At 58.8% G+C, this 20173-nt stretch carries 22 protein-coding genes and 1 pseudogene; 9 read left to right on the top strand and 14 right to left on the bottom strand.

Going from position 1 to position 20173, the window contains the following annotated elements; all coding sequences use genetic code 11:
• Positions 1-66: 66 nt before the first annotated feature.
• The 4 genes and pseudogenes from AB4Y87_RS11410 to AB4Y87_RS11395 form a co-directional block, all read right to left on the bottom strand.
• On the bottom strand, positions 67-2214 hold the full coding sequence (locus tag AB4Y87_RS11410) for an ABC transporter ATP-binding protein (RefSeq protein WP_442004453.1): 2148 nt from the start codon (positions 2212-2214) through the stop codon (positions 67-69).
• Positions 2211-3173, bottom strand: a complete 963-nt coding sequence (locus tag AB4Y87_RS11405; RefSeq protein ID WP_442004452.1) for an ABC transporter permease — start codon at positions 3171-3173, stop codon at positions 2211-2213. Before AB4Y87_RS11405 ends, AB4Y87_RS11410 begins: the two co-directional genes overlap by 4 nt.
• The gene (locus AB4Y87_RS11400) at positions 3173-4156 is read right to left on the bottom strand and encodes an ABC transporter permease (RefSeq protein WP_442004451.1); all 984 of its coding nucleotides are present in this window, start codon (positions 4154-4156) and stop codon (positions 3173-3175) included. The genes AB4Y87_RS11405 and AB4Y87_RS11400 overlap by 1 nt, the downstream gene beginning before the upstream one ends.
• Before the next feature lie 354 nt (positions 4157-4510).
• A pseudogene (locus AB4Y87_RS11395) lies at positions 4511-5074 on the bottom strand (recombinase family protein).
• 290 nt (positions 5075-5364) lie between these two features.
• Here AB4Y87_RS11395 and AB4Y87_RS11390 point away from each other — a divergent pair.
• A complete protein-coding gene (locus tag AB4Y87_RS11390) occupies positions 5365-5622 on the top strand; it encodes a PLDc N-terminal domain-containing protein (protein ID WP_442004450.1) in 258 nt (85 codons plus the stop codon).
• Positions 5623-5743: 121 nt separating this feature from the next.
• Here AB4Y87_RS11390 and AB4Y87_RS11385 read toward each other — a convergent pair whose 3' ends face one another.
• From AB4Y87_RS11385 to AB4Y87_RS11375, 3 genes are all read right to left on the bottom strand, one after another.
• A complete protein-coding gene (locus AB4Y87_RS11385; RefSeq protein WP_442004449.1) occupies positions 5744-6547 on the bottom strand; it encodes a polyprenol monophosphomannose synthase in 804 nt (267 codons plus the stop codon).
• Between the two features lie 376 nt (positions 6548-6923).
• On the bottom strand, positions 6924-7298 hold the full coding sequence (locus AB4Y87_RS11380; RefSeq protein ID WP_442004448.1) for a VOC family protein: 375 nt from the start codon (positions 7296-7298) through the stop codon (positions 6924-6926).
• Positions 7299-7374: 76 nt separating this feature from the next.
• Positions 7375-8082, bottom strand: a complete 708-nt coding sequence (locus AB4Y87_RS11375; protein WP_442004447.1) for a helix-turn-helix transcriptional regulator — start codon at positions 8080-8082, stop codon at positions 7375-7377.
• Between the two features lie 420 nt (positions 8083-8502).
• Between AB4Y87_RS11375 and AB4Y87_RS11370 the strand changes: the two genes are divergently transcribed.
• The 3 genes from AB4Y87_RS11370 (at position 8503) to AB4Y87_RS11360 (ending at position 11110) form a co-directional block, all read left to right on the top strand.
• On the top strand, positions 8503-9750 hold the full coding sequence (locus AB4Y87_RS11370; protein ID WP_442004446.1) for an Nramp family divalent metal transporter: 1248 nt from the start codon (positions 8503-8505) through the stop codon (positions 9748-9750).
• A gap of 330 nt (positions 9751-10080) precedes the next feature.
• On the top strand, positions 10081-10479 hold the full coding sequence (locus tag AB4Y87_RS11365; RefSeq protein WP_442004445.1) for a hypothetical protein: 399 nt from the start codon (positions 10081-10083) through the stop codon (positions 10477-10479).
• Between the two features lie 265 nt (positions 10480-10744).
• Complete coding sequence (locus tag AB4Y87_RS11360; protein WP_442004444.1) at positions 10745-11110, top strand: hypothetical protein; 366 nt, start codon at positions 10745-10747, stop codon at positions 11108-11110.
• Between the two features lie 383 nt (positions 11111-11493).
• Here AB4Y87_RS11360 and AB4Y87_RS11355 read toward each other — a convergent pair whose 3' ends face one another.
• Both AB4Y87_RS11355 and AB4Y87_RS11350 read right to left on the bottom strand, forming a co-directional pair.
• Entirely contained in the window at positions 11494-12162 is a 669-nt protein-coding gene (locus AB4Y87_RS11355) for a hypothetical protein (protein WP_442004443.1), read from the bottom strand.
• On the bottom strand, positions 12159-12776 hold the full coding sequence (locus AB4Y87_RS11350; protein WP_442004442.1) for an RNA polymerase sigma factor: 618 nt from the start codon (positions 12774-12776) through the stop codon (positions 12159-12161). Before AB4Y87_RS11350 ends, AB4Y87_RS11355 begins: the two co-directional genes overlap by 4 nt.
• 292 nt (positions 12777-13068) lie before the next feature.
• On the opposite strand from AB4Y87_RS11350, the gene AB4Y87_RS11345 reads away from it, so the two are divergent.
• The 3 genes from AB4Y87_RS11345 (at position 13069) to AB4Y87_RS11335 (ending at position 14610) form a co-directional block, all read left to right on the top strand.
• Positions 13069-13419 (top strand): DUF2750 domain-containing protein, encoded by a 351-nt coding sequence (locus tag AB4Y87_RS11345; protein WP_442004441.1) that lies wholly within the window; start codon positions 13069-13071, stop codon positions 13417-13419.
• Between the two features lie 447 nt (positions 13420-13866).
• Entirely contained in the window at positions 13867-14220 is a 354-nt protein-coding gene (locus tag AB4Y87_RS11340) for an immunity protein Imm33 domain-containing protein (protein WP_442004440.1), read from the top strand.
• Positions 14221-14391: 171 nt separating this feature from the next.
• Complete coding sequence (locus AB4Y87_RS11335; RefSeq protein ID WP_442004439.1) at positions 14392-14610, top strand: hypothetical protein; 219 nt, start codon at positions 14392-14394, stop codon at positions 14608-14610.
• Positions 14611-14776: 166 nt separating this feature from the next.
• On the opposite strand, the gene AB4Y87_RS11330 is transcribed toward AB4Y87_RS11335, so the two are convergent.
• Positions 14777-15121, bottom strand: coding sequence for an Imm10 family immunity protein (locus AB4Y87_RS11330; protein WP_442004438.1), 345 nt, complete (start codon positions 15119-15121; stop codon positions 14777-14779).
• 145 nt (positions 15122-15266) lie between these two features.
• On the opposite strand from AB4Y87_RS11330, the gene AB4Y87_RS11325 reads away from it, so the two are divergent.
• Entirely contained in the window at positions 15267-15749 is a 483-nt protein-coding gene (locus AB4Y87_RS11325) for a hypothetical protein (protein WP_442004437.1), read from the top strand.
• Positions 15750-15808: 59 nt separating this feature from the next.
• Here AB4Y87_RS11325 and AB4Y87_RS11320 read toward each other — a convergent pair whose 3' ends face one another.
• Complete coding sequence (locus tag AB4Y87_RS11320; protein WP_442004436.1) at positions 15809-16267, bottom strand: DUF4262 domain-containing protein; 459 nt, start codon at positions 16265-16267, stop codon at positions 15809-15811.
• A gap of 295 nt (positions 16268-16562) precedes the next feature.
• A complete protein-coding gene (locus AB4Y87_RS11315; RefSeq protein ID WP_442004435.1) occupies positions 16563-18059 on the bottom strand; it encodes a DUF2971 domain-containing protein in 1497 nt (498 codons plus the stop codon).
• A 375-nt stretch (positions 18060-18434) separates the two neighbouring features.
• Between AB4Y87_RS11315 and AB4Y87_RS11310 the strand changes: the two genes are divergently transcribed.
• Entirely contained in the window at positions 18435-18746 is a 312-nt protein-coding gene (locus AB4Y87_RS11310) for a hypothetical protein (protein ID WP_442004434.1), read from the top strand.
• A gap of 188 nt (positions 18747-18934) precedes the next feature.
• Here the strand turns inward: AB4Y87_RS11310 and AB4Y87_RS11305 are convergent, their stop codons facing one another.
• Positions 18935-19150 carry a hypothetical protein gene (locus AB4Y87_RS11305; protein ID WP_442004433.1) on the bottom strand — a complete coding sequence of 72 codons (216 nt, stop codon included), beginning with the start codon at positions 19148-19150 and terminating at the stop codon, positions 18935-18937.
• A 324-nt stretch (positions 19151-19474) separates the two neighbouring features.
• Complete coding sequence (locus AB4Y87_RS11300) at positions 19475-19786, bottom strand: hypothetical protein (RefSeq protein ID WP_442004432.1); 312 nt, start codon at positions 19784-19786, stop codon at positions 19475-19477.
• Positions 19787-20173: the final 387 nt, after the last annotated feature.

The following is a 20173-nucleotide window of genomic DNA, read 5'->3' as shown; positions in this document are numbered from 1 at the left end:
CTTCATGTTTACGACTGGAAATCTTTACGAATTGAATACAGGGTTCAATCAATGAGTCATTTGTCGTCAGGCATGCACCACCAGCATGTCGGCATCTATTTCCCCGTCCGGGAAGAAGCATGCAAACTCCTGTTGACCTTCTGAAGCAAGTGGCGGCTCCAGAGTAAGGCACTTCTCCTGCTTGGCGGCAGGTAGTGCGGCGAATACGGGGCAACGCGTTGCGAAATTGCAACCCTTTGGCGCATCAAGAGGGCTGGGCAGATCGCCCTGCAGGATGATGCGTTCACGCGTGCGTTCCAGATGAGGATCCGGTACCGGGATCGCCGATAGCAGGGCCCTGGTGTAGGGGTGCCGCGGATTGTCGAACACTTCGTCCACATCGCCGGTTTCCACGATCTTGCCCAGGTACATCACGGCCACGCGATCCGAGATGTGGCGGACCACGGAGAGGTCGTGGGCAACCATCAGGTAGCTCAGGCCAAGTTCGGCGCGAAGCTGGTCCAGCAGGTTGATAACGCCGGCTTGGACGGAGACGTCCAAGGCGGAAACGGGTTCATCCAGCACCACGAGCTTTGGATTCACTGCGAGCGCCCGGGCGATGCCGATGCGCTGGCGCTGGCCTCCGGAAAACTGGTTGGGGAAACGGTTGACGTGGTCCGCCTGCAGGCCCACGAGCCGCATGAGCTCCATGATCCGCTTCCGGACGGCCGCCTTGGGCATGCCCAGGTTCTCCAGCGGTTCGGCCAGAACTTCGTACACCGTGAAGCGCGGATCCAGTGCACCCGTGGGGTCCTGGAACACCATCTGCATTTCCTTGCGCATGGCCATCTTGGTCTTGGAGTCGGTGGCAACCTTGTTGCTCACGCCTCCGATCACCACTTCGCCCACTTGGTCCGGGTGGAACTCCATGATTTCCAGCAACGTGGTGGTCTTCCCGCAACCGGACTCGCCCACGATGGAGAGGCACTCGCCTTCGCGGATGTCGAAACTCAGCCCGTCAACGGCCTTGACCGTGCCGATCCGGCGCTTGATCAGCGCGCCCTTGAGCAGTGGGAAGTGTTTCTTCACGTCCTTGAGCTCAAGGACCTTGTCGCGCTCAAGGCGGGCAACGCCGTCGAACTTTGACACGGGCTTGGGCGGCGCCTGGAAAATCTGGTGGGCGTCCGCCTCGCCGGATAGCTGGTCCGTTTTGATGCAGGCTGCCCTGTGACCTTCGGAACCGGGTACCGAAAAGAGCTCGGGCTCGCCGTGCAGGCAGGCATCGCTGGCGAGCGGGCAGCGCGGAGCGAACGAGCAGCCGGTTACGGGCAGTGTCAGGTTGGGCGGCGTGCCTTCGATCGGAACCAGCGACTGCTTGTTGGCGGTGTCAACGCGCGGGACGGCGCCGAGGAGACCCATGGTGTACGGCATGCGGGGGTTGTAATAGATGTCCTCCACCGTCCCGGTTTCCACGGGCTTACCTGCGTACATGACCATGATGTCGTCGGCCATGCCCGCTACGACGCCGAGGTCGTGGGTGATCATGACGACGGCGGCGCCGGTCTCCTCTTGCGCTGTGTGCAGGACTTCCAACACCTGCGCCTGGATGGTGACGTCCAACGCCGTCGTGGGTTCATCTGCGATGAGTACCCGCGGATCGTTGGCAATCGCGATGGCGATCATTACGCGCTGGCGCATGCCGCCGGAGAATTCGTGCGGGAATGCCTTCAGCCGGTCCTTGGGGCTCGGGATGCCCACCATTCGCAAAAGTTCGACGGCGCGGGCTTCTTTAGCCTGTTTGCTCATGGTGGGGTTGTGGACGGTCAGGGCCTCGATGATCTGGTTCCCCACGGTGTAAACGGGGGTCAGGGAGGAAAGCGGGTCCTGGAACACCATGGCGATATCGCTGCCACGGTGCTTGCACATCGCTTTGTCGCTCAGGCCGAGGAGTTCCTTGCCCTTGTAGCGCACGGAACCGGAGATGTCCGCGGTCTCGGGGAGGAGTCCCATGATGGCCATGGACGTCACGGACTTTCCGGAGCCCGATTCGCCCACGATGCCCAAGGTTTTTCCGGGCATGAGGTCGAAGTCCACACCGCGCACGGCGTGGACAACGCCGTTTTCAGAATTGAAGCGGACGTTGAGGTCCCGGACGCTCAGGACGGCATCGCCAGGGGCGTAGAGCCCGGCGTCCCGAAGTCGCTCTGCGGGCGTGTGGGAGATGTTGGTGCTCATTTGCTGGTCTTCTTTGCGGTCTTGGTCTTCGCGCGGCCGATGGAACTGGAGCTGGGGTCGAAGGCGTCGCGGAGGCCGTCGTTCATCATGGCCAGCGAACCGGTCAGGAGGAACATGACGGTCAGCGGTACCCAGAACATCCACGGGAACGAGGACACCTGGCCGGTGGCCTGGCCGATGAGGACGCCCAGGCTGACATCGGGGAGCTTGATGCCGATGCCGATGAAGGAGAACGCCACTTCGGCGAGGACGGCACCGGTAATACCGCGGGTGAAATCGAGGACCAAGAGTGAGCCGATGTTGGGGACGAGGTGACGCCATACGATCTTGCGGGAGGGAACACCCATGTACTTGGCGGCTTTGACGTAGTCCCGCTGCATGAGGGACATCGACAATGAGCGCACCAGGCGGGCGGTGCCCATCCAGCTGAAGAACAGCAGCACGATGATCAGCAGGAGCCAGCTGGGGAGGTCCTTGAGTCCGCCGCCCCCGCTGGTGGCCACTGCGACCACCAGAATGGCCGGCATCATGATGAGGGCTTCAAGGATGAACAACATCACGGCGTCCACTTTGCCGCCGAAGAACGCCATGGTGCAGCCATAGACGGCGGAAATCAGCACAGATACGCCGCCCACGATCAGCCCGATGAAGATCGAGATCCGTGTGCCCTCAACGATGAGCGCCATAAGGTCGATGCCGGCCTGCGTCGTACCCAGGAAGTGATCCGGTGATGGTCCCATGCCAATGTTGAGGGGATCAATCGTGTCCTTGTCCCATGGGGTAAGGAACCCGCCGAACAGGGAGAAGAGGAACAGCGCCAGGAAGATGAACAAACCGGCGACGGCGGTACGGTTCCGCATGAAGCGCCGGAAGATAATGCGGGACTTCCCAATGACGACGTCCTGGTCGGCAACCCTTGACTCGTCGATTTCCGCAATGGGATCAATGATGTTCGTCATTACTGGACCCTCACTCGCGGATCGACCAGCGTCGTCGCGAAGTCGGCAAGGATGGCGCCGATTGCGAAGATCACCGAGCCGTAGGCCAACGTTGCCGTGGCGACGTTGACGTCCTGAAGACCGATCGACTGGATACTCCACAGTCCGATGCCGGGCCAGGCGAAGATCGCCTCCGCAAAGAAGCCGCCGGTAAAGATCGCGGGAATGGTGAAGGCAATGCTCTGCGCCACGGGAATGAAGGACACCCGCAGGGCGTGCCTGCGGATGGCTTGGTTGCGGGTAAGCCCTTTTGCCCTGGCGGTGCGGACGAAGTCAGCATTCACGTTGTCCAGGAGATACTGCCGCTGGGCGATCTGGTAACCCGCCCAACCGAAGATGGTCATCGCGAAGGTGGGCACGGCGTAGTGGGCCACGAGGTCAACGAAAGCCGGCCACCCCGGGTCGATCCCCGGCGTCGAGATGCCGGTGACGAAAAAGATGCGCTGGCCTACGGTTTCGTTGACGCTGATGGCGCCCAACTGGACCAGGAAGTAGGCGATCGGTGCCGGAAGGATGTGCACCAGGTAGCTGTAGGACGTGATGACGCGGTCCTGGTACTTGTATTGCCGGGCTGCTGAATAGACGCCCAGAGCGACGCCGATGATCAGCGTCAGGATGATCGAGGCGATAAACAGCCGCGTGGAAACGAGTACCCGGTCAGCGAATTCGGCGTTGACGAATGCCCCGTTCGGGCTGCGGCCCCAGTCCCAGCGGGTGACGATTCCGCCGAGCCAGCCGACATAGCGTTCCCATGGGTTGGCGTCGGGGTCCAGGCCCAGTCCACGGAAGGAGGCGGCTACTTGTTCCGGGGTTGGCCGCGGGATCTTCTCCTGTTCCAGGACCGCGGGTTTGAGCGTTGATACTGCCAGGAAATAGCCCGCGCTCGTGGTCAGGAAGATCATGATCAGGTAGATGCCCGACCGCTTCGTCAGATATTTCAGCATGTCGGGCGGCTGCCCTGGATCGTGGCATAGATCAATGCTCGTCCTTCCGCGGTTCCCGGCTGTGGCCGGCGTCAGCTACGAATTGGCATGAGGGGTGATGGCCCCCCAAGACCCCTCCACGTGAACACCGCCCTTGTATGGCATGGGTCACATTCAAGAGGAAACTACCACAATAACTGCTTCACGTTTCGCTCAATGAGGGCCGGTTTCACGCCTGCAGCCAGATTGTTATCTGTTTTCGCGTCACGATTTCGACGGCGGAGGCTCTGACTTTTGGCTGTACATGCCGGCTTTTTCACGGCGCTATTTGTCGCATGGCGCAGCCCGCAAGGAGGTCGATCAACGCGTCGATCTTCACATGGCGCGCCTTTGGAGCTCGCGGTACACCGTGGTCCGGGATAGCTCCGCCAATTCAGGCTGGATGTGCTCCCCGGCGTCGTGAAGCGTCAGAAGATGCTTGCGGTGCGTCTTGGATAATTTTGGCTGCTTACCCTTCAGGCGTCCCTTCGCTTTAGCGACCGCCATGCCCTCGCGGGTGCGCATCCATATCAGATCCGCCTCAAACTCGGCCACCATTCCCATGACGTTGAACAGCAGCCGGCCTACCGGGGCAATCGGGTCGTGGGTGCTGCCGCCGAGACTGAGGACTACCCCTTTTCCGTCAGCTCATCGGCTATGTCCCGGGCATGGAAAGGGACCGGGCCAGTCGGTCGAGCTTGGTCACCACGAGCGGGTCGCCGGCCCGGCATGCCGCCATCGCTTCACGGAGGCCTGGGCGGACGCGGTTCGCTCCCGCCAGTCCGTGATCGACGAAGATCTGCTTCTGTTCAAACCAAGGGCCAGGAGAGCGTTTCATTGGGCGGTCAGGTCCTGGTGGTTTGTCGAGCCCCGGGCATAGCCGATTCTCATTCCAGCCATAGCAAACAAGGTTGCAGTAATCCCCCCATCATCGTGCATTTCATCGTGCGGGTCTTACCTACATGGTCTGGGCCAGTAACTAAACGGGACGTGGCGGCGCGCTTCTTGGGCACGGTGATCGACCGGCTTGCGGACGCTTCCAGAGCTCGCTTGAGGAGACCACTTACAGACGCTGGCGAGGAGCTTAGGGCTGCCGGGCGCCATGGCTGTTGCGCTGTTGTTATTTCCAGGTGGTGCCAAGAGCTGGCGATATGGTTGAGCATCAGTAGCCGCACTATCTTGGGGAAAAAATGATACTGGCGCTCTCTACATCGGACGTAAATCCACTGGTGCCGAACTGGGGCATCATGGGATTCTTGTTGCTCCTGAACGCAATCCTGTTCATTGCGTCGCTCGTGAGCATTGCGCGCAATAGGACTCATACCACTGGCGGTACTGTCGTTTGGGCCCTCATCGTTCTTGCGGTACCGGTACTTGGCTCGGTTCTGTGGTTCCTGTTTGGGCGTAGAGAAACATCCAGTTCTCGTCTTCGCGATCAAGCGAGATAGCCGCATGGGGACGCAAGTTTTTCCCGCTCAAGCGACCCGGGAGTTGTTCCATTCATTCAGCTAGACCTGTCGGTGGGCCACCGGCCAGCGGCTGAGAGCGGAAAAGTCCACTCTGTCCCGGCTAAGAGCCGCCGCGGGAGGAGGGCCGGGGAAGCCCCTCGAGTTGGGCTTCGCCGCCGGACGGAACCGGCAGTGGAAACGACTCTTTTTGAAATCGTAGTTTCCAGGGTGTGAGGGCAGACTCGATCTGTTCACGGAGATTCATCTTGGACGCCCCTTCCACGCGTTCTTCAAAGTGAATGGGTACCTCAGCGATTTTCAGGCCTCGCTGAGCGGCACGGTAGTTCATCTCGACCTGGAAGGAATAGCCGTCACTCCTGACCGATGACACATCAATCTGAACGAGGGAAGAGGCAGTCCAAGCTTTGAAGCCAGCCGTGGCGTCTTTCACCTTCAACCCCAAGATCATACCCACGTAGAAATTCGCCCAGGCCGAGAGCGCTTTGCGGTGCCAGGGCCATTCCGTCGCCGTGGAGCCGCCGGCTACATAGCGTGAGCCGATAACCAGCGCAGCACCTGTCCTGATCCGGTCAATCATCGTCGGGATCACGGAGAAAGGGTGAGATAGATCCGCATCCATTTGGATAACAATGTCTGCTTCCTCAGCCAACGCGCGGGCCATTCCAGCCACGTAAGCACGACCGAGTCCATCCTTCTCTTTCCGGTGTAGAACGGAGATCATCCCACCGGAGTCTCCGGCCAACCGATCTGCGAGCTCGCCGGTCCCATCAGGAGAATTATCGTCAACAACCAGGACGTGAAGATTCTCGATCCCCAGCGATGCGAGCTGAGCAGTGAGAAGAGGCAGGTTATCCCGCTCGTTGTAGGTCGGTACAACAACAGTGATTTTAGGAGCTGCGGTCAAGATATGGGTCCCCAATTCGGCTTCGAAAAAGAGCCCAAAGCATGTGCTTATCTGCACATATGCTGGGCCAAGTCAGTCTAGTGACCTCCTCGGAACAACCGAAACCAAGACTTTTCTGTCAGGTCAATGTCCTAAAGTCCTAATCGCTGGTCGGCCCAGGACGTGGTAATTGGTTTCGAAAATGGGTTGAGCCTGTCCCTGGCGAATGCGTGCCGTTCCTAGAGGGCCGGCCCAAAGCCGGCCCTGGATACCCGTGAGTCAGCAAACGCGTCCGTAAAGGGATCCCTCAGCGGGCGCGTTGAGGGTTAGCCGCAATCGACCGTTAAAACGCCAGCACCTTCCCGCACCTACGTGGGAGCATGTCGCAGATCGGTTTTCAGAGGGTCGGCCGGGAGAAGAGGTTCACGAGGTTGCCATCTGGATCGCGGAACAAGGTGGACCTGTTGCCCCACGGCATGGTGGTTGGTTCGAGCACGATGTCCTCGAGCATGTCTTGCAGTCGAGCGAACTCCGCGTCGACGTCCGTGACGAGGTACTCGATGATGATCGAGTGGTTGCTACTGGGCTTTGGGGCTTGGTCGCCGAGCATCGCGACGGTTGTTGTGTTTGCGATTGCGAGGGTTCCCGTGGCCGTCCGGAACTCGGCGAAGACAGGTGCGGGCCGTACGGGTACTGTTCCCGTGACTGCCTCGTAGAAGCGGGCGAGCCGGTCGATGTCGTGAGTGATGATGCGGATCGATGCGAGGTTCATGGTCTACCTTCCAGCCGGGCCGTCCGGCTTCACGTGTCCATCGTGGGCTGGCCGCGCGACAACGTCCTGTCGGTGTTTAAGGCGATTTCTCGCCCATGCCGACCGTCCGTAACTCTCCGTGGACGATGCCGAGGTCTTCTAGGCGGAGCGGGCGGCGCGGTGCTCGCTCGCCCAAGGGCTTGGCGTCGGTGATGCGGTCGCCCCGGAACGCCCGAAGGCTGTCACGGAGGCGGCACCAGGCGATCAGGTACCAGTCGTTGCCCTTGCCGACGAATCCCATGGGTTCGACGTTACGTAAGGTCGCGATCCCGTTACGGTCGGTGTAGGCGATCTGCAAAACCTGGCCGGTTTGCAGTGCGTCGGCCAGCTCGTGCGGCGCCTCATTCGGCCTTTGCTCGCCGAGCAGGTAGATGCGGGTAGCGAGGTCCGTTGTCTCTCTCAGGTTGCGATCGCCCGTGACGGCGACAACCTTGCGAAGTGCCGACGTCGCGGCATCGCGGAAGGGGCTGGTGACCAGCGTGCCCAGAGAGATCATCACGGCGAGTGCCTCGTCAACAGTGAACCCGAGGGGAGCCAGGGTGTGCGCCGGATCAAGGCAGTAGCCTCCGGTGCGGCCAGGTTCTGCCCAGATGGGGACTCCGCTTTGCTGCAAAGCCGACAAGTCCCGCTCGATGGTCCGGGAGCTGACATCGAACTTCCCGGCCAACCATTTGGAACTCCTCGGACGTGGTGCAACAGCCCGCAGCTCTTCGACGAGTGCGTAGAGCCGGTCGGTGCGATTCACACCTCTACCCTAGTTCCGAATACGAGCGGCATCAGCGCCGCCCGTAAGCGGTCCCTTACCGGCCGTAGTGCGAGTCCTTTAGAGGATCGGCTTACGGGCATACGACAGAGCTGATGCCTCTGCCATCAGCATTTACCGGCGTCGTCCTCTGCAAGTCAGCCATACAGGGACCGCCGATAATGCGCCTCGACACCTTTGCCTTGGCGCAAAGCTTTTTGGCACAACCGGCAGATGGTAAGCTTGCTTAGCTTTCAATACGACAGAGAGCAGGTTGGGATGAGTGCCGAGGAAGCGACTGAACCGAAACCTACCAAGACTGCTCCAGGCGGACCGTCAGAGTATCGTTCCAGCGAGGACCCGGCTTCTTTCGGGGGGCAGCAGTCAAAGATCCGACGGTTTCTCGGCTTACTTGGTCCGGGCGTGGTAACCGGCGCTGCTGATGATGATCCCTCGGGAATAGCGACATACGCCCAGTCAGGAGCCGCATACTCCAACGGCTTGCTGTGGACCGTGCCGCTCACTTTGCCCATGATGATGGCTGTGCAGGAGATCTGCGATCGCACTGCCTTGGCAACCGGCGAAAGCCTGGGCAGGCTGGCCCGCCGGAAGTTCTCCCGCAAGCCCCGGATTGTGATCGGGATCCTGATCGTGGCACTTCTGGCCGCAAACATGCTTAACGCGGCCGCGGACCTGATGGCCATCGGGCAGGGCATGGAATTGGTGGGAGCCGGACCGGATCATCTCTGGAGCGCTGTCGCTGGTATCGGCATCGCCGTCACCTTGATCGCCGGAGGTTTCACCGTCATTTCCAAAATCTTCAAATGGCTCTGTCTGGCGTTGCTGGCCTATGTGGCCGTACTTTTCGTGGCCAAAGCGGACTGGGGTGATGTAGCGGCGGGAATGCTCGGTCTTCACTTCCAGTTCAGCCTTGACTACCTGGGCCTGGTCGTCGCTGTGCTGGGGACGACCATTTCCCCATATCTGTTTTTCTGGCAAAGCGCGCATCGGGTCGAAGAGCTCCGAGATGAAGACTTCGGAGGCAAGAAGGCCGCAGGGTTGCAGGAGCGGACAGCGGCTGCCGCCGAGCACAAGCTCCGGAACGCCCGGGCCGACGTGTTCGTTGGCATGTTTTTCTCGGCCCTCATCATGTTCGCGATCATGGCCGCCACCGCCGCGACACTGGGCAAGAACGGCACGGACGTCAAGACTGCGGCCGATGCTGCCAAAGCGCTGGAACCCATCGTTGGGCCGGCAGCAAAGTACCTCTTCGCCGCCGGTTTCATCGGTTCGGGCATCCTGGCGGTACCCATCCTGGTCGCTTCAGGCTCCGCCGGGCTGGCTGGCCTCCTCGGAAAAGACTGGGGCTTCGATCGACGCCCCAGCCGTGCACGCACGTACTACCTGCTGCTCGGCGCCGGAACCCTCGGCGGCGTCCTCATTAGTTTCTTCGCCTCAGACCCCATCGGATTGCTCATCTTCACTGCCATGATCAACGGCGTCGCCGCGGCCCCGTTCCTCGTTGTCACCATGCTCATTGCCAGGGACAAAGACATCATGGGCAAGTTTCGCAATGGGAAACTTGCCACCGTCTTGGGCTGGTCAATCACGCTCATCATGGTCGTGGCCGGTGCCATTGGCATCTGGATCTCCCTCACGCAGAGGTCCTAGCGACGCACGGAAGTAGCGCCCGCTGAGGGATCCTCCAACGCGCATCAGATCAACACGGTCTACCTTGTCGTTTGGCAGGAGCTGGGCGGAGTCCCCGATCGCTCCCGTAGAGCGGTGGTCCTCCCGGACCTGGCCTGGCTCGAACAGGCAACCACCCTCACCAAACTACGGGCAGGACACGCACTTACCGGGTATACGCATCTTGGGCAGGTTGGTACTTAGCCTATGTTGCGTACTTGGAGATGTGACGTGGGCGCCCCGGTCGCACAGGGAGCAGTCAGTTCAATGGTGTCGACCCGAGTAAGCAAAAGCCTGGGGCAGAATGGTGCTATGGCACACAACGATGGATCAGCGCCGACTCTGGCCGATGTGATGGAACAACACCCGCAGCTCAACAACTTTGGGATCGGCGCATTTGACGCCCACAAAAAGACCCCAGCGCAGCGGAACACGGAGATCGCAGCGGGACGCGATGTTCTTCTGCGCAACGAACATATCGTGAAGCAGCTCGTCGAGTGGCTGGAGGAGAACGTCTCATTAATCCAGACACCGACGCAGGACAGCTACAGAGTCAAGGGTCTTATCGAGCGATCGCGAGGTGAGTACATCACCAATGGTGATCTGATCGCCGCGGCACTCATCGTCGGTTATCCCTACGAGTACGACGCCCCGAACGTGCTGTTCGGGATGAGCCAGCGCGACTTGGACCGGGCCGTAAAAGCTCAGTAGCAGTTATCAACTTACGACGCGCATCTGTGAGTTCGGATCTGTGATTCGAGCTTTCGAAATTGAAATACAACCGCGCACATTCGTAAGTCGGTAGTGAAGCGATAGAACTGATGCTTTGGCCGGACTATCGGCCAGGTCAGCTGTGGACAACTCCGCTCGATGTCGTCGTTCTCGCGCTACTTCGCGATCGGCCCGCGTCCCACAAGCCGGTCGGCTAACGGGCACGTCATGAGGCGGCATCTGCCGTGACTGTTATGGTCAGAGCATGAAACGCGCGTTCGCGAGAGGTGGGCTGCTTCTGTTGCTGACCCCACTGCTAGCTGGCTGCGTGGGCGACTACTTCGCGTCCGACGACTGCGACGGTCTTGCGAACGAGCTCTCTCCGGTCATCGAGAAGTCCATCGGGTCCGCGCCATCCATAAACAGCACTTGGGGCGACGGCGGGATGATGCCTTGGTGCCGAATCGAATTCTCGACGAACAAAGAGTATGCGCCCGACGATGAACGCCTCAGCGCGCTGAAATCCGAAGTCGAGGCCGGAATGGCGGACTGGTCAAGTGGCGTCGTTGTGACAATACATTTGGGCACCAACCGCAGTATTGAAGTTCTTTCGCCTGACGATAAGCGCTGAAACAACGCGTCACGCGATGCAGTTAGAGCCCCCGGGAGCTCTAGCCCTATTGCTTCCCACAATAAAATGGCTTCACATCGTCTTCGCCGCGATCCTAAGGCGCAAGCGGAGGCCCGCTCGGCACCCGAAAGCCCAAACGGAGGACTTAAGTGTCCGCTGAGGGATCCCTCTCCGGGCACCTGACTGCTGTACACCGCCGGGGGAAACAACACCAGCATGTCAGTTTTGATGGGGTCGTCTCCCAATGGCGGGCTTCCTCTCTGGTTGCAATGTGGTCCGGTCGGTCTGCGATCTTCGCCGCACCGGGCGCGAGATCACAGCACCAGCACTGCCCGGAATCGACGGATAGCTGCATTCGCTCGTATGCCGGTGCCTCAACCACATCAGCGGCTATTCCGCACCAGGAAATTCGGGGCTTGTTGGGCCCAGCCATTCTCAGACGCGACCGAGGTCAGGGCCTCTTGTATGCCGGCAGGAACCAGAAGCCAAGCGGCTTCCGCCCGGTCGGGGCTCTCAAACTTGAGCCCAGCGCCCTCGAAGCCTTTTAGAAGAGTGCATCCGATGGAAGCGCGCTGCCCTTTGACCGGAACGGAAATAATGCAGATCCTCTTGCCGGAAGGAGTCCCGGGCATCGAGTCGGCTTCGGTCGCAGGTGCACCGTAGTACGTGTAGGAATCGCTGTGCCCCAGCAGCCGGGTCTGCGAGGCGTCAATGCCCAAACTTTCAGGGTTAGAGAGTGCGCCTGGAGGTACTTTGTCGGCATCCTGCTGGGGGTTGGTCAGCGATGAGATGATCCTCGACGCGTCTTCAAACCTGTCCTCCGGTGTTGGTGTTAGTGCCATGGTGCCCGCTACGGTCGCAGCACCGACGACGGCGGCAGCCAACCACACTCGGTATCGGTTCCACGCCGCAGCCGCCTTCGATCGACGTTGAATAACTTTCCCCGGAAGTCTGAACCTGGCGGCGGCTTCAGTCTCCGCGACTGTAGGAAGCTCTACGAGTTGCTTGCGCAGTGCCTCACGCCGAATGGTCTGAAATTTCGATGTACTCATGATGATGGACTCCGTCCAAGAGTCTTTTGGGCATCGGGCTGTTCAAGTTCGCACACCGTCTCGCTGAACAGGTTTCCAAGCCGGGTCTTTGCTCTATGAAGTCGTGATTTCACGGTTCCCTCGGCCACATCCAAAGCAATAGCTGCCTCACGGATTCCGATGCGCTCAATCACGCACAATGTCAGAACGTCGCGTTCTGGCCGCTTGAGTTGGCCGAAGGCTTCCCGAAGGGCCGAAGACCAGAACCTGACGTCGTCTGCTTCGGCAATGCTCTCGGCGATGTCCGGGGCAGACTCTGGAGTGGGAAGCTGACTGAGGAAATGCCTGTAACGGCGCTGTTGACGGACGTGGTTACGTACTGTGTTGTTCGCAGTTACCAAAAGCCAAGGCAGGATTGAGTCGCCGGTGATCCTGACTTGGTAGCGTTTCCGCCATGCCTCGTAAAAAACCATAGCCGCGACATCGTCCGCGACATGAGGCAGGCTCAGCACTCTCAGGGCGTAGCGCCGGATCCTGTCGTGGTGTCTGTCGAAAATGACGCCGAATGCGTCACCGTCACCAGCCACGACGCGGCGCCACAACACCTCATCTGAGATATCCGATTCCCCAGTCATATCCCATAGTGTCCGGTCATCGCATTTGGTTCCATGTTTACCAAATAAATCTTCACGTCCTGGACAGCACGGGAGACAGTCCGCTTCCGGTCGCAGAGCTCCGCCCGACTCGTGCCAAACGGCCGGGTAGACCTTCACATCTGGTGTCCCGGTGAGGGATCCCTAGCGGGATGCGTGGGTCACAATGCCGTCAGACAAGTTGGCTGTCCCTCAACGGGATACTTGCGCCTGCTCTTGTGTTTGGGGGAATCTTTTTCGGACCCGGTTCAGGGCCGTGATTTAGGCTGTGCGTGTGAGTATCAGCGCGGCCCAGGCGAGCCGCTTTTATCAAGAGGTCATCCTGCACCAGCAAGTGTGGGGAATCCGCGATTCAGGTGGTTTCCCTGCACCCCCCAATGGAGATGGCGAACGCAGCATGCCGTTCTGGTCGCTCCGAAGCAGCGCTGAGAAAGTGACCAGCAGCATTCCGGCGTATCGAGCCTTCGAAGTAGAGGCAATCCCCCTTACCGTGTGGCGCACGCGGTGGATTGATGGATTCGAACGAGATGGCATTCTCGTGGGACTTAACTGGTCTGGCGTTCGCGCAACGGGCTATGACATTCAGCCGCTTGAGGTCCGGGCTCGACTCGAGGCCAGCGAATAGGGCCCCCAGAGCCATGTGCAATTGTCCGGTAAAGGATCCTTCACCGGGCACAGTGAACTAGGGCAGGTCATGCCACGCCTGTTCGAATTCTGCCTCGGTAATGGCCCATGGCTGCCATTCGTCTAGCGGAGCCAGCGGCTCCTGAGCCAAAAGACCAAATTCGTCCTCTTCATGTTCAGGTTCATAACGAAGAGTCGGGTCAGAATCGTAAATCTCGATCTGGCGGGTCGGCCGCGTCGTTACCGACTTCGAAGTAATAAGTGGCGGGACCCCAAGAGGAATACTGGTCGCCTCGGGACTCGTTCCACGGCCTCCGGTAGTACTGAGTTGCCATGAGAGCAGTGTGCCCTATTTCCTGTCCCCAAAGCGTCCAGCTCTCCACCGGCCAAGTAGAGGATCCTTCAACGGACAGGGTTATGTGCGCCTTCTTAAGCGAAGATGCTACGTATGCACGATTCGATCCTCTCCGCCCAGATGCAGCTGACCGCCAGGTTCGGGGCTGTCCCTACACCACCGTTGCAGGGCGTAAAGGTGGGAGTCTCCAAAAATGTTCGGTCGCCGCATGTTTATCCACTCAACGGTCTGCGGCATCCAGCCGCGGCTGGGACCAGTGGCTGGTTCATCTGGCGCGGTGAAGACCTCGGAACGGCGGATGACTTCTTTGTTCCGTTGCACGTCGAGCATCTGACGACACGGTGTCCTGAAGTCGTTCCCTATCTCGCTTTGCCCGCGGGTTGGCGATTCCTCTTGGCACCTGGCTACGAAGATGTCTGGTTTGATGAGTCGTTGTTGAATGTTTGAGGGAAGCTGACCCGGACGGCTGAATCTCCCGTTCGGGATTCGCGTCCGGTCAGGGATCCTTCACCGAACGCCCATGACTTACCTTCCTCCGCCTCCCTGGCTGAAGCTCGGTAGCAATGGGATGGCTAGGATTACTTCACGTCTTCGTAGCCGAAGTTTTGGAAGTGAACTATGCAGCTGGAATTTGATCCTGAGGTACCTGTCGCGGAAGTCAGGCTGACGCTGTCCGTAGATGAGCTTGAAATTTTTTGGTCGTCTCTGCGTGAGACATCGGAAGCTCTCGACGAAAATGAGTTTCATACTCGTGTCGGCTTTCATCGGCAGGAGGTGCGCCGACTGCAGGGTGATCTAGCACGAGCGATGAACACTCTTCCCGATGTGCCAGAGTAAAAGACCCTGGCCATTTCGAGAGCATGGATAGGTTGAATCCGGTTAGAAGGGCTGCCTGTCTGGCCGGGGTCCCCAGATTCCCACTGGGTCAAAGCCAACTCCATAATCCGGTGGACCTACGTCAGTAAGCCGATCGGCTTATGGCCGCTCTGAAGGGATCCAGTCGTCAATTAAGCACCGGCGGATTGCTGTCTCGGCCAAAAACGGACTGGAGCCCCCTCACCAATTCATGTACTTGATCGGCATCAAGATCAAGTGACAGCTCCAACTCTGGTGATTCAAGTCCCAATTTTTGGGCGCCATCCTCCATGAAGACCACGTGCAGTCTGCCCTCCTCGACGAGGGCAGACGAAAGGCACCCATAGGCGCAGGCGCCGTTGGTCAAGGTCACGCAGTAGGAGCCCATGCCTAGGGCCACATCCTGCTCATCGGGATCCAGCGAACGCTGGAATTCCAACTGCCATGCCGGGGCAAGATCCTGATCGGCAAGCACGACGGCTTCGAAGCCCATCTCTTCATCGCGAAAGTGACTAACGGCCCTAACTGTCATCATGGGCAACACGAAATCACCTATGTCCTCCCAAACCAAACTCGTCCGGTAAAGGATCGGCCTACGGAGCCAAAGTCAGCTGACGCTTCCATCGTAGAATCGCGATGTGGACGATAAGAAGCCGTTGTTATTGCGGGAAGCCATAGAGCTGGAGCGTCCAGGGGCTCTTTCCGCGTCGCGCGAAGCGTTGCTTGAACGCTGGCACTCCCTTCCGCCAGACAAAGGAACCGCACTCAGACTGGCATTTATCGAGTGGTGGGCTTGCAGCGAACCCGCTTTCCTGACCGGCCTACCTGACTACGACTACGACCTGTCCCTGTTCCCCGAGCTGGCTGCCTTCCTCACATCCGATGCCGAGATTGACACAACGGTTCGGTTTGTCTTGGGTTGGATGTCGAAGTCGTTCCCTTGGTGTTGCGGATGTGGTCCGTCGCCCTGGGAGTCGGTGGGTGAAAAGCTGTGGTCCGAGTTCGAGGCAAGCGGCGATCTGGACCTATCGGAGTTCGCGGATGATAGCGAGTATGGCGTTTACTTCACCCACATATATGCCTCAACTCAGCAGAAACGGTTGTCCGACGCTGGTGACTAATGCTGCCCGTTAGAGGATCCTTTACCGGGCAGCGTTGCGATCACGCGAGAAACAAGAAATTACTTGAAGGATTCGGGTACTGGACCCAGGAGAGGTTGTGCATCCGCAGGGTTGCGGTAGGTCGACTCCCAGGGCAATCGTCCGGTGGAGTCACTCCAAATTGCTTGTAGGGCCTTTACTTGGCCGTAAACTTCTGCCACCGCTGTCAGTCCCGCGATGTTTTCCACCGCGATGAAAGCGATGGGAGCTGGAGGTTCGGTGAGGTCTGTGGTGATGCTTCCTGGGATGAAGCGTTTACCTGCTTTTACCTCTTCACCCATGAGGTTCAGGAAGGCTTGGGCTACCTCGAACGGCAGGCCCTCCATAACGATCTCCGGATGCTTTAGGGCTGTAAGGCCAACGGTGTAGGAAAAGGCAGCCTGATCACCCGCGCCGACATGACGTACCGCCCACCCGTGCTCTTCGATCAACGACAGCAGTTGATTGAAGACGGGGTCATTGCTGTCCTTAAGTTTCACGGACTCAATCTAGCAACGCCGTGAAGCTCTGTCGCCAATCGTCAGCACTGTCCATCCTTTGCACGCCCGGATGGGCATCCCTGACCGTTCACTTCTTTTCGCTGCGACTCTTCCGCTGTGCCAGGTAGGTTGACTAAGCAAATATCATTCAAACAGACCGATAAGAGCCAGCGGCCGCGACCTCCGGCGCGCTTGTGCGATACGTTCAGCGTGAGTGTCGCGGGAGGTATACGATACTCCGCCGTCCTGAATCATCCTGAGCTTGCCTATGTGGCTGCACCCGGACGTCCTGCTGTCATCCCCTGAACGGCTGCACTGACTTCTCGACTTTCTCGCTGGCTTCGTCGTAGTGGTTCTGTTTCAACAAGCCCTCGACGGTGCGGACGATGCTGGCATCGGCGATAGGTGAACACCACACGCCCTTCAACGGGAGTAGGTCGTCCTTAATCTCGGAAGCAGTCATGACGTGAAGGACAGGGACGATTGATTTCCGGCCATGCTCGTAGTGAATAGGGTCGAAGTCCTCACTGAAATTGGTGGATATCCACCGCACCTCCCGTTCGTCCTGGAACGCCTCATGTTTCATCACGGATGCAAGGATGACCGCCTGCTTCCGAAGTTCGCTAACTACCGGCGAAACGTTGCTTTTGCCTGCTGCCAAGATGTCCGTAACAGCACTCTCGATGAACTCGTTAGCCAGCCGCCGTTTCTGGCTGTCCTTGTACTCGACCCGATACCAGCCACTGATGGGCGGAATACCGTTAGGGGCATGATCGTCGTGGCTTGTCTCCTCTACTTCCAGTCCGTCAGCAGACAACTCGACTGCAGTATCGATGCCTATGGCGAAACCATCACCATCGGCATAGTTTCTCCACAGTGTTAGGCTGTCTGGCTTTGCCGAGGCTGATATCAAATAAACCTCATTGATGATGTCGCTGAAATAGTCCTCATCGAGAACCTCACGCAGAACGGCGTTTACGGCCTCCCACTGGTCAGCGTCGTGACCATGGGAAGGAGCTTTCTTATGTGTTTTCCAGTGAGCTTCCTGTAAGAATTCGAACCCGTGCCTGATCTCCGTTGCATCATTGAGGTGTGCAGGATTGGAAGCCCATAGGCACTTGTTTCTGAGGATGGACATCAACGCATAGCCGTTGGTGTAGTGCCATACCGGACGGTTCCAGCGATAACGCAAACTCTCCGTTGTCGTCAAGAACTCCTGCGTTTTCCTGGCATAGCCAGCAAGCGCAGCGTTCCTTGCTAGTCTCCCAATGTCCCCCACGATGGCTGCCGCAAAGGGCTCAAACAACTTCTGCTGTTTTAGCTGAAGGTCACCGAACAGTCCCCATACCCCTTTCCCACCTACCGGTTGAGGAAGGTCGATGGTCACAGCCTTACGCATGGCTTCAACGGCAGCGGCTACACCAGGGCTTGGATAGATGTCGCTCAGGTTGCTCGTCATTCGTCGGAGTGCGTCAGTGATGCCAGAGGTAGCTATCTGTCTGGCCGCGTAATCCTGCACCCATGGTTGGGACACGAGGCGATGCATGCGTTCCAGTTGCTCCTGGTTGACGTTCAAACGCTCAACATCGATGCTATGACGTGCCCCTTCAGGCTCGTCCCCAGTAGCCTCATCCGCCTGTCTAAGGATGTCATCGAGGGCTACCACATGCTCGCCTCGCTTAGAGGTAGTTTTCCCCTCCGCGTCCTCTGCCTCTTCGGTGGGTTCGCCTTCGGAGGGGTCGTGCTCGCCTGGCTCAGGGGCTACGTTCTCACTGCTCTCGTCCTCACTCACGGCTCAATTGTTCCATCGCCCCCCTGGGACCCTCCAACGGCCCTCGGGTGCTACCTGATAGAAGTGTCCGGTAGAGGATCCTCTACCGGGCGCTAGGAATTTGCTGCGGGCCCAGTGCAGCAGACCTACGGTCAAGTTGGCATATTATCCTCAAGTAGCCGCGTAGGATTTGGGCTTCTGACTAGGCTAGCTTTGATGGGGCTCTCGGCACAGCAGGGGCTGTATCAGTCGGAACACCGCCGATCAGACCTTCGATATGTAATGGACAGTGGGATAAATATGTCGTCAGAAGGTGGATTGATCGATGGTCCCACCGCGTTCATTTTGTGGCGATGGCGCTACCGGTTTACGACGATATCGCTTGCCATCTGCCTAGTGACTCTGATTATGAACAACTCCGGCATGCCGCAGTCCTGGTTCACCAACACCATGGTCGCCTGTATGGCGGCCAGTGTCATCCCTGTCATCGTGCTCATCAATTGGTGTGCCGTCCGGGAGCGCGCGGAGAAGCGGGCAGGGTATACGACTCTTAGGACGAGTCGTAACGAGCTGATGCAGCGGGATCCATACCTGGGCAGGGTCATTCGCCTGGCGGGCGCAACACCCTTGGAGCGTCAACGTTTCCTCCAGATAATTGCAGATACAAAAGCGCAGATGACCGCTGAAGCCACCACCCGCAAACCATGAGCTGATCCATCCTGCGCAACTCTGTCACGATGTCGCCAGGAAACGCGCTGGTGAGCAATCAGTGGCGGAGCGTCGAGCAACGTCCACCCTCAGCACGACAACACGTAGACGAATCGGTAGCGCCCGGTAAAGGATCCCCATTCGGGCCAGTGAGGCTCCCGGTGGACCACCGCCTTACGGACGTTGTTCTAAGGCGCCTGCTGCTTCTCCGCTTCGGCTTTAGTTCGTTCCAAGATCTCGGCGAAGTGCCGGCGCTCGAGATAGTCCGCGTGGGCTAGTCGGATGATGCGGCCCATATAAGGATCTCGTTGCATTATTTTCTTGTTCCCAAGGCGGATGGTTGTGTAGCCAGCCCTTTTCTCAGCATCCTCCCTGAATCCCGCCCAGTTGATAAGAACGACCAAGACAAATCCTGAGACGAGCAGCAGACCTATCAGCAGATCAGTAAACAAAGACTGGGGGACACCAGCAGCGCTTAGATAAGCAATCGACAAACTAACAACTACTAAGACGGCCGTGGCGCGGTGGCGCCACGTGTCACTTGAAAAGCAGTTCTGCAAGTGATCAAACCACTACGAGATCCCGTGTTTACCAAGTCGCAGCTCCATATTCGCCCAAGCAGTCTCCAGCTCTCATCGTGCCACGCCCGTAGGTGGTCCTGGGCGATGCCGGACGCCCGACGAGGGATGCCCTTGCGGGCAGCCGACTCCATGCAGACTTCGCCCCGGTCATCGTCGCAAGATCCAGTCCACGGGGTAGCCGAGTTCCTCGAGGGTTAGAAGCAGTGGTTCGGGAGGAACCGCAAAGACGAAGAGTTCAAAGCCGCCGCCGCGGATGTGGATCCGCTTAGAGAACAATCCACGAGTAGTGAAGACCTCGATTACCTGTTCCCTGCGGAAGGGCCATGGCCCGAAGATGCGCCCAAGACCGAACCGAAAGCGAAAGTTGAGATCCTCCTCCGTTGCGGTTAGTTCGACGAGCGGCGTCGTGGCGCGGATTGTCCGGTACTCGATGCCGACATTTATGCGATAAGGCTTCATAGGCCTGCATCATCCCCCGAGTTGGCTGAGTGGTTTCACCAAAAGTTACTGCCTGGGTGCGCAGAAGTCTCTAATACCGGCGCCCCCATGCGCCCGGTAAGGGTTCCCCTTGCGGGCTGCGCCATGCGATAAATAGCGTCGCAAAAAGACCGCCATTTATCGCCAAAAGTCATAGGAATGGCAGAGCCTGAAGCGGCTGTAGGTGAAGGGTTGGTTTAGTCTGAGTGAGCCGTGCCGGGCACGACTAAACGTTCGGATCTGTAGCAGAGCAACTTAGGGGATGATTTGGGGGCTTACATGCGTGGGGGCAAACTGGGAGCTTGGAAAATAGGGAGCGCCGGGCTTCTCGCGGCGTCGGCGATGTTGCTGACATCATGTTCCTATTCG

This window comes from Paenarthrobacter sp. RAF54_2, assembly GCF_052113945.1.
Classification (GTDB): Bacteria; Actinomycetota; Actinomycetes; order Actinomycetales; family Micrococcaceae; genus Arthrobacter.
This window is presented reverse-complemented; position numbering and strand designations above follow the sequence as displayed.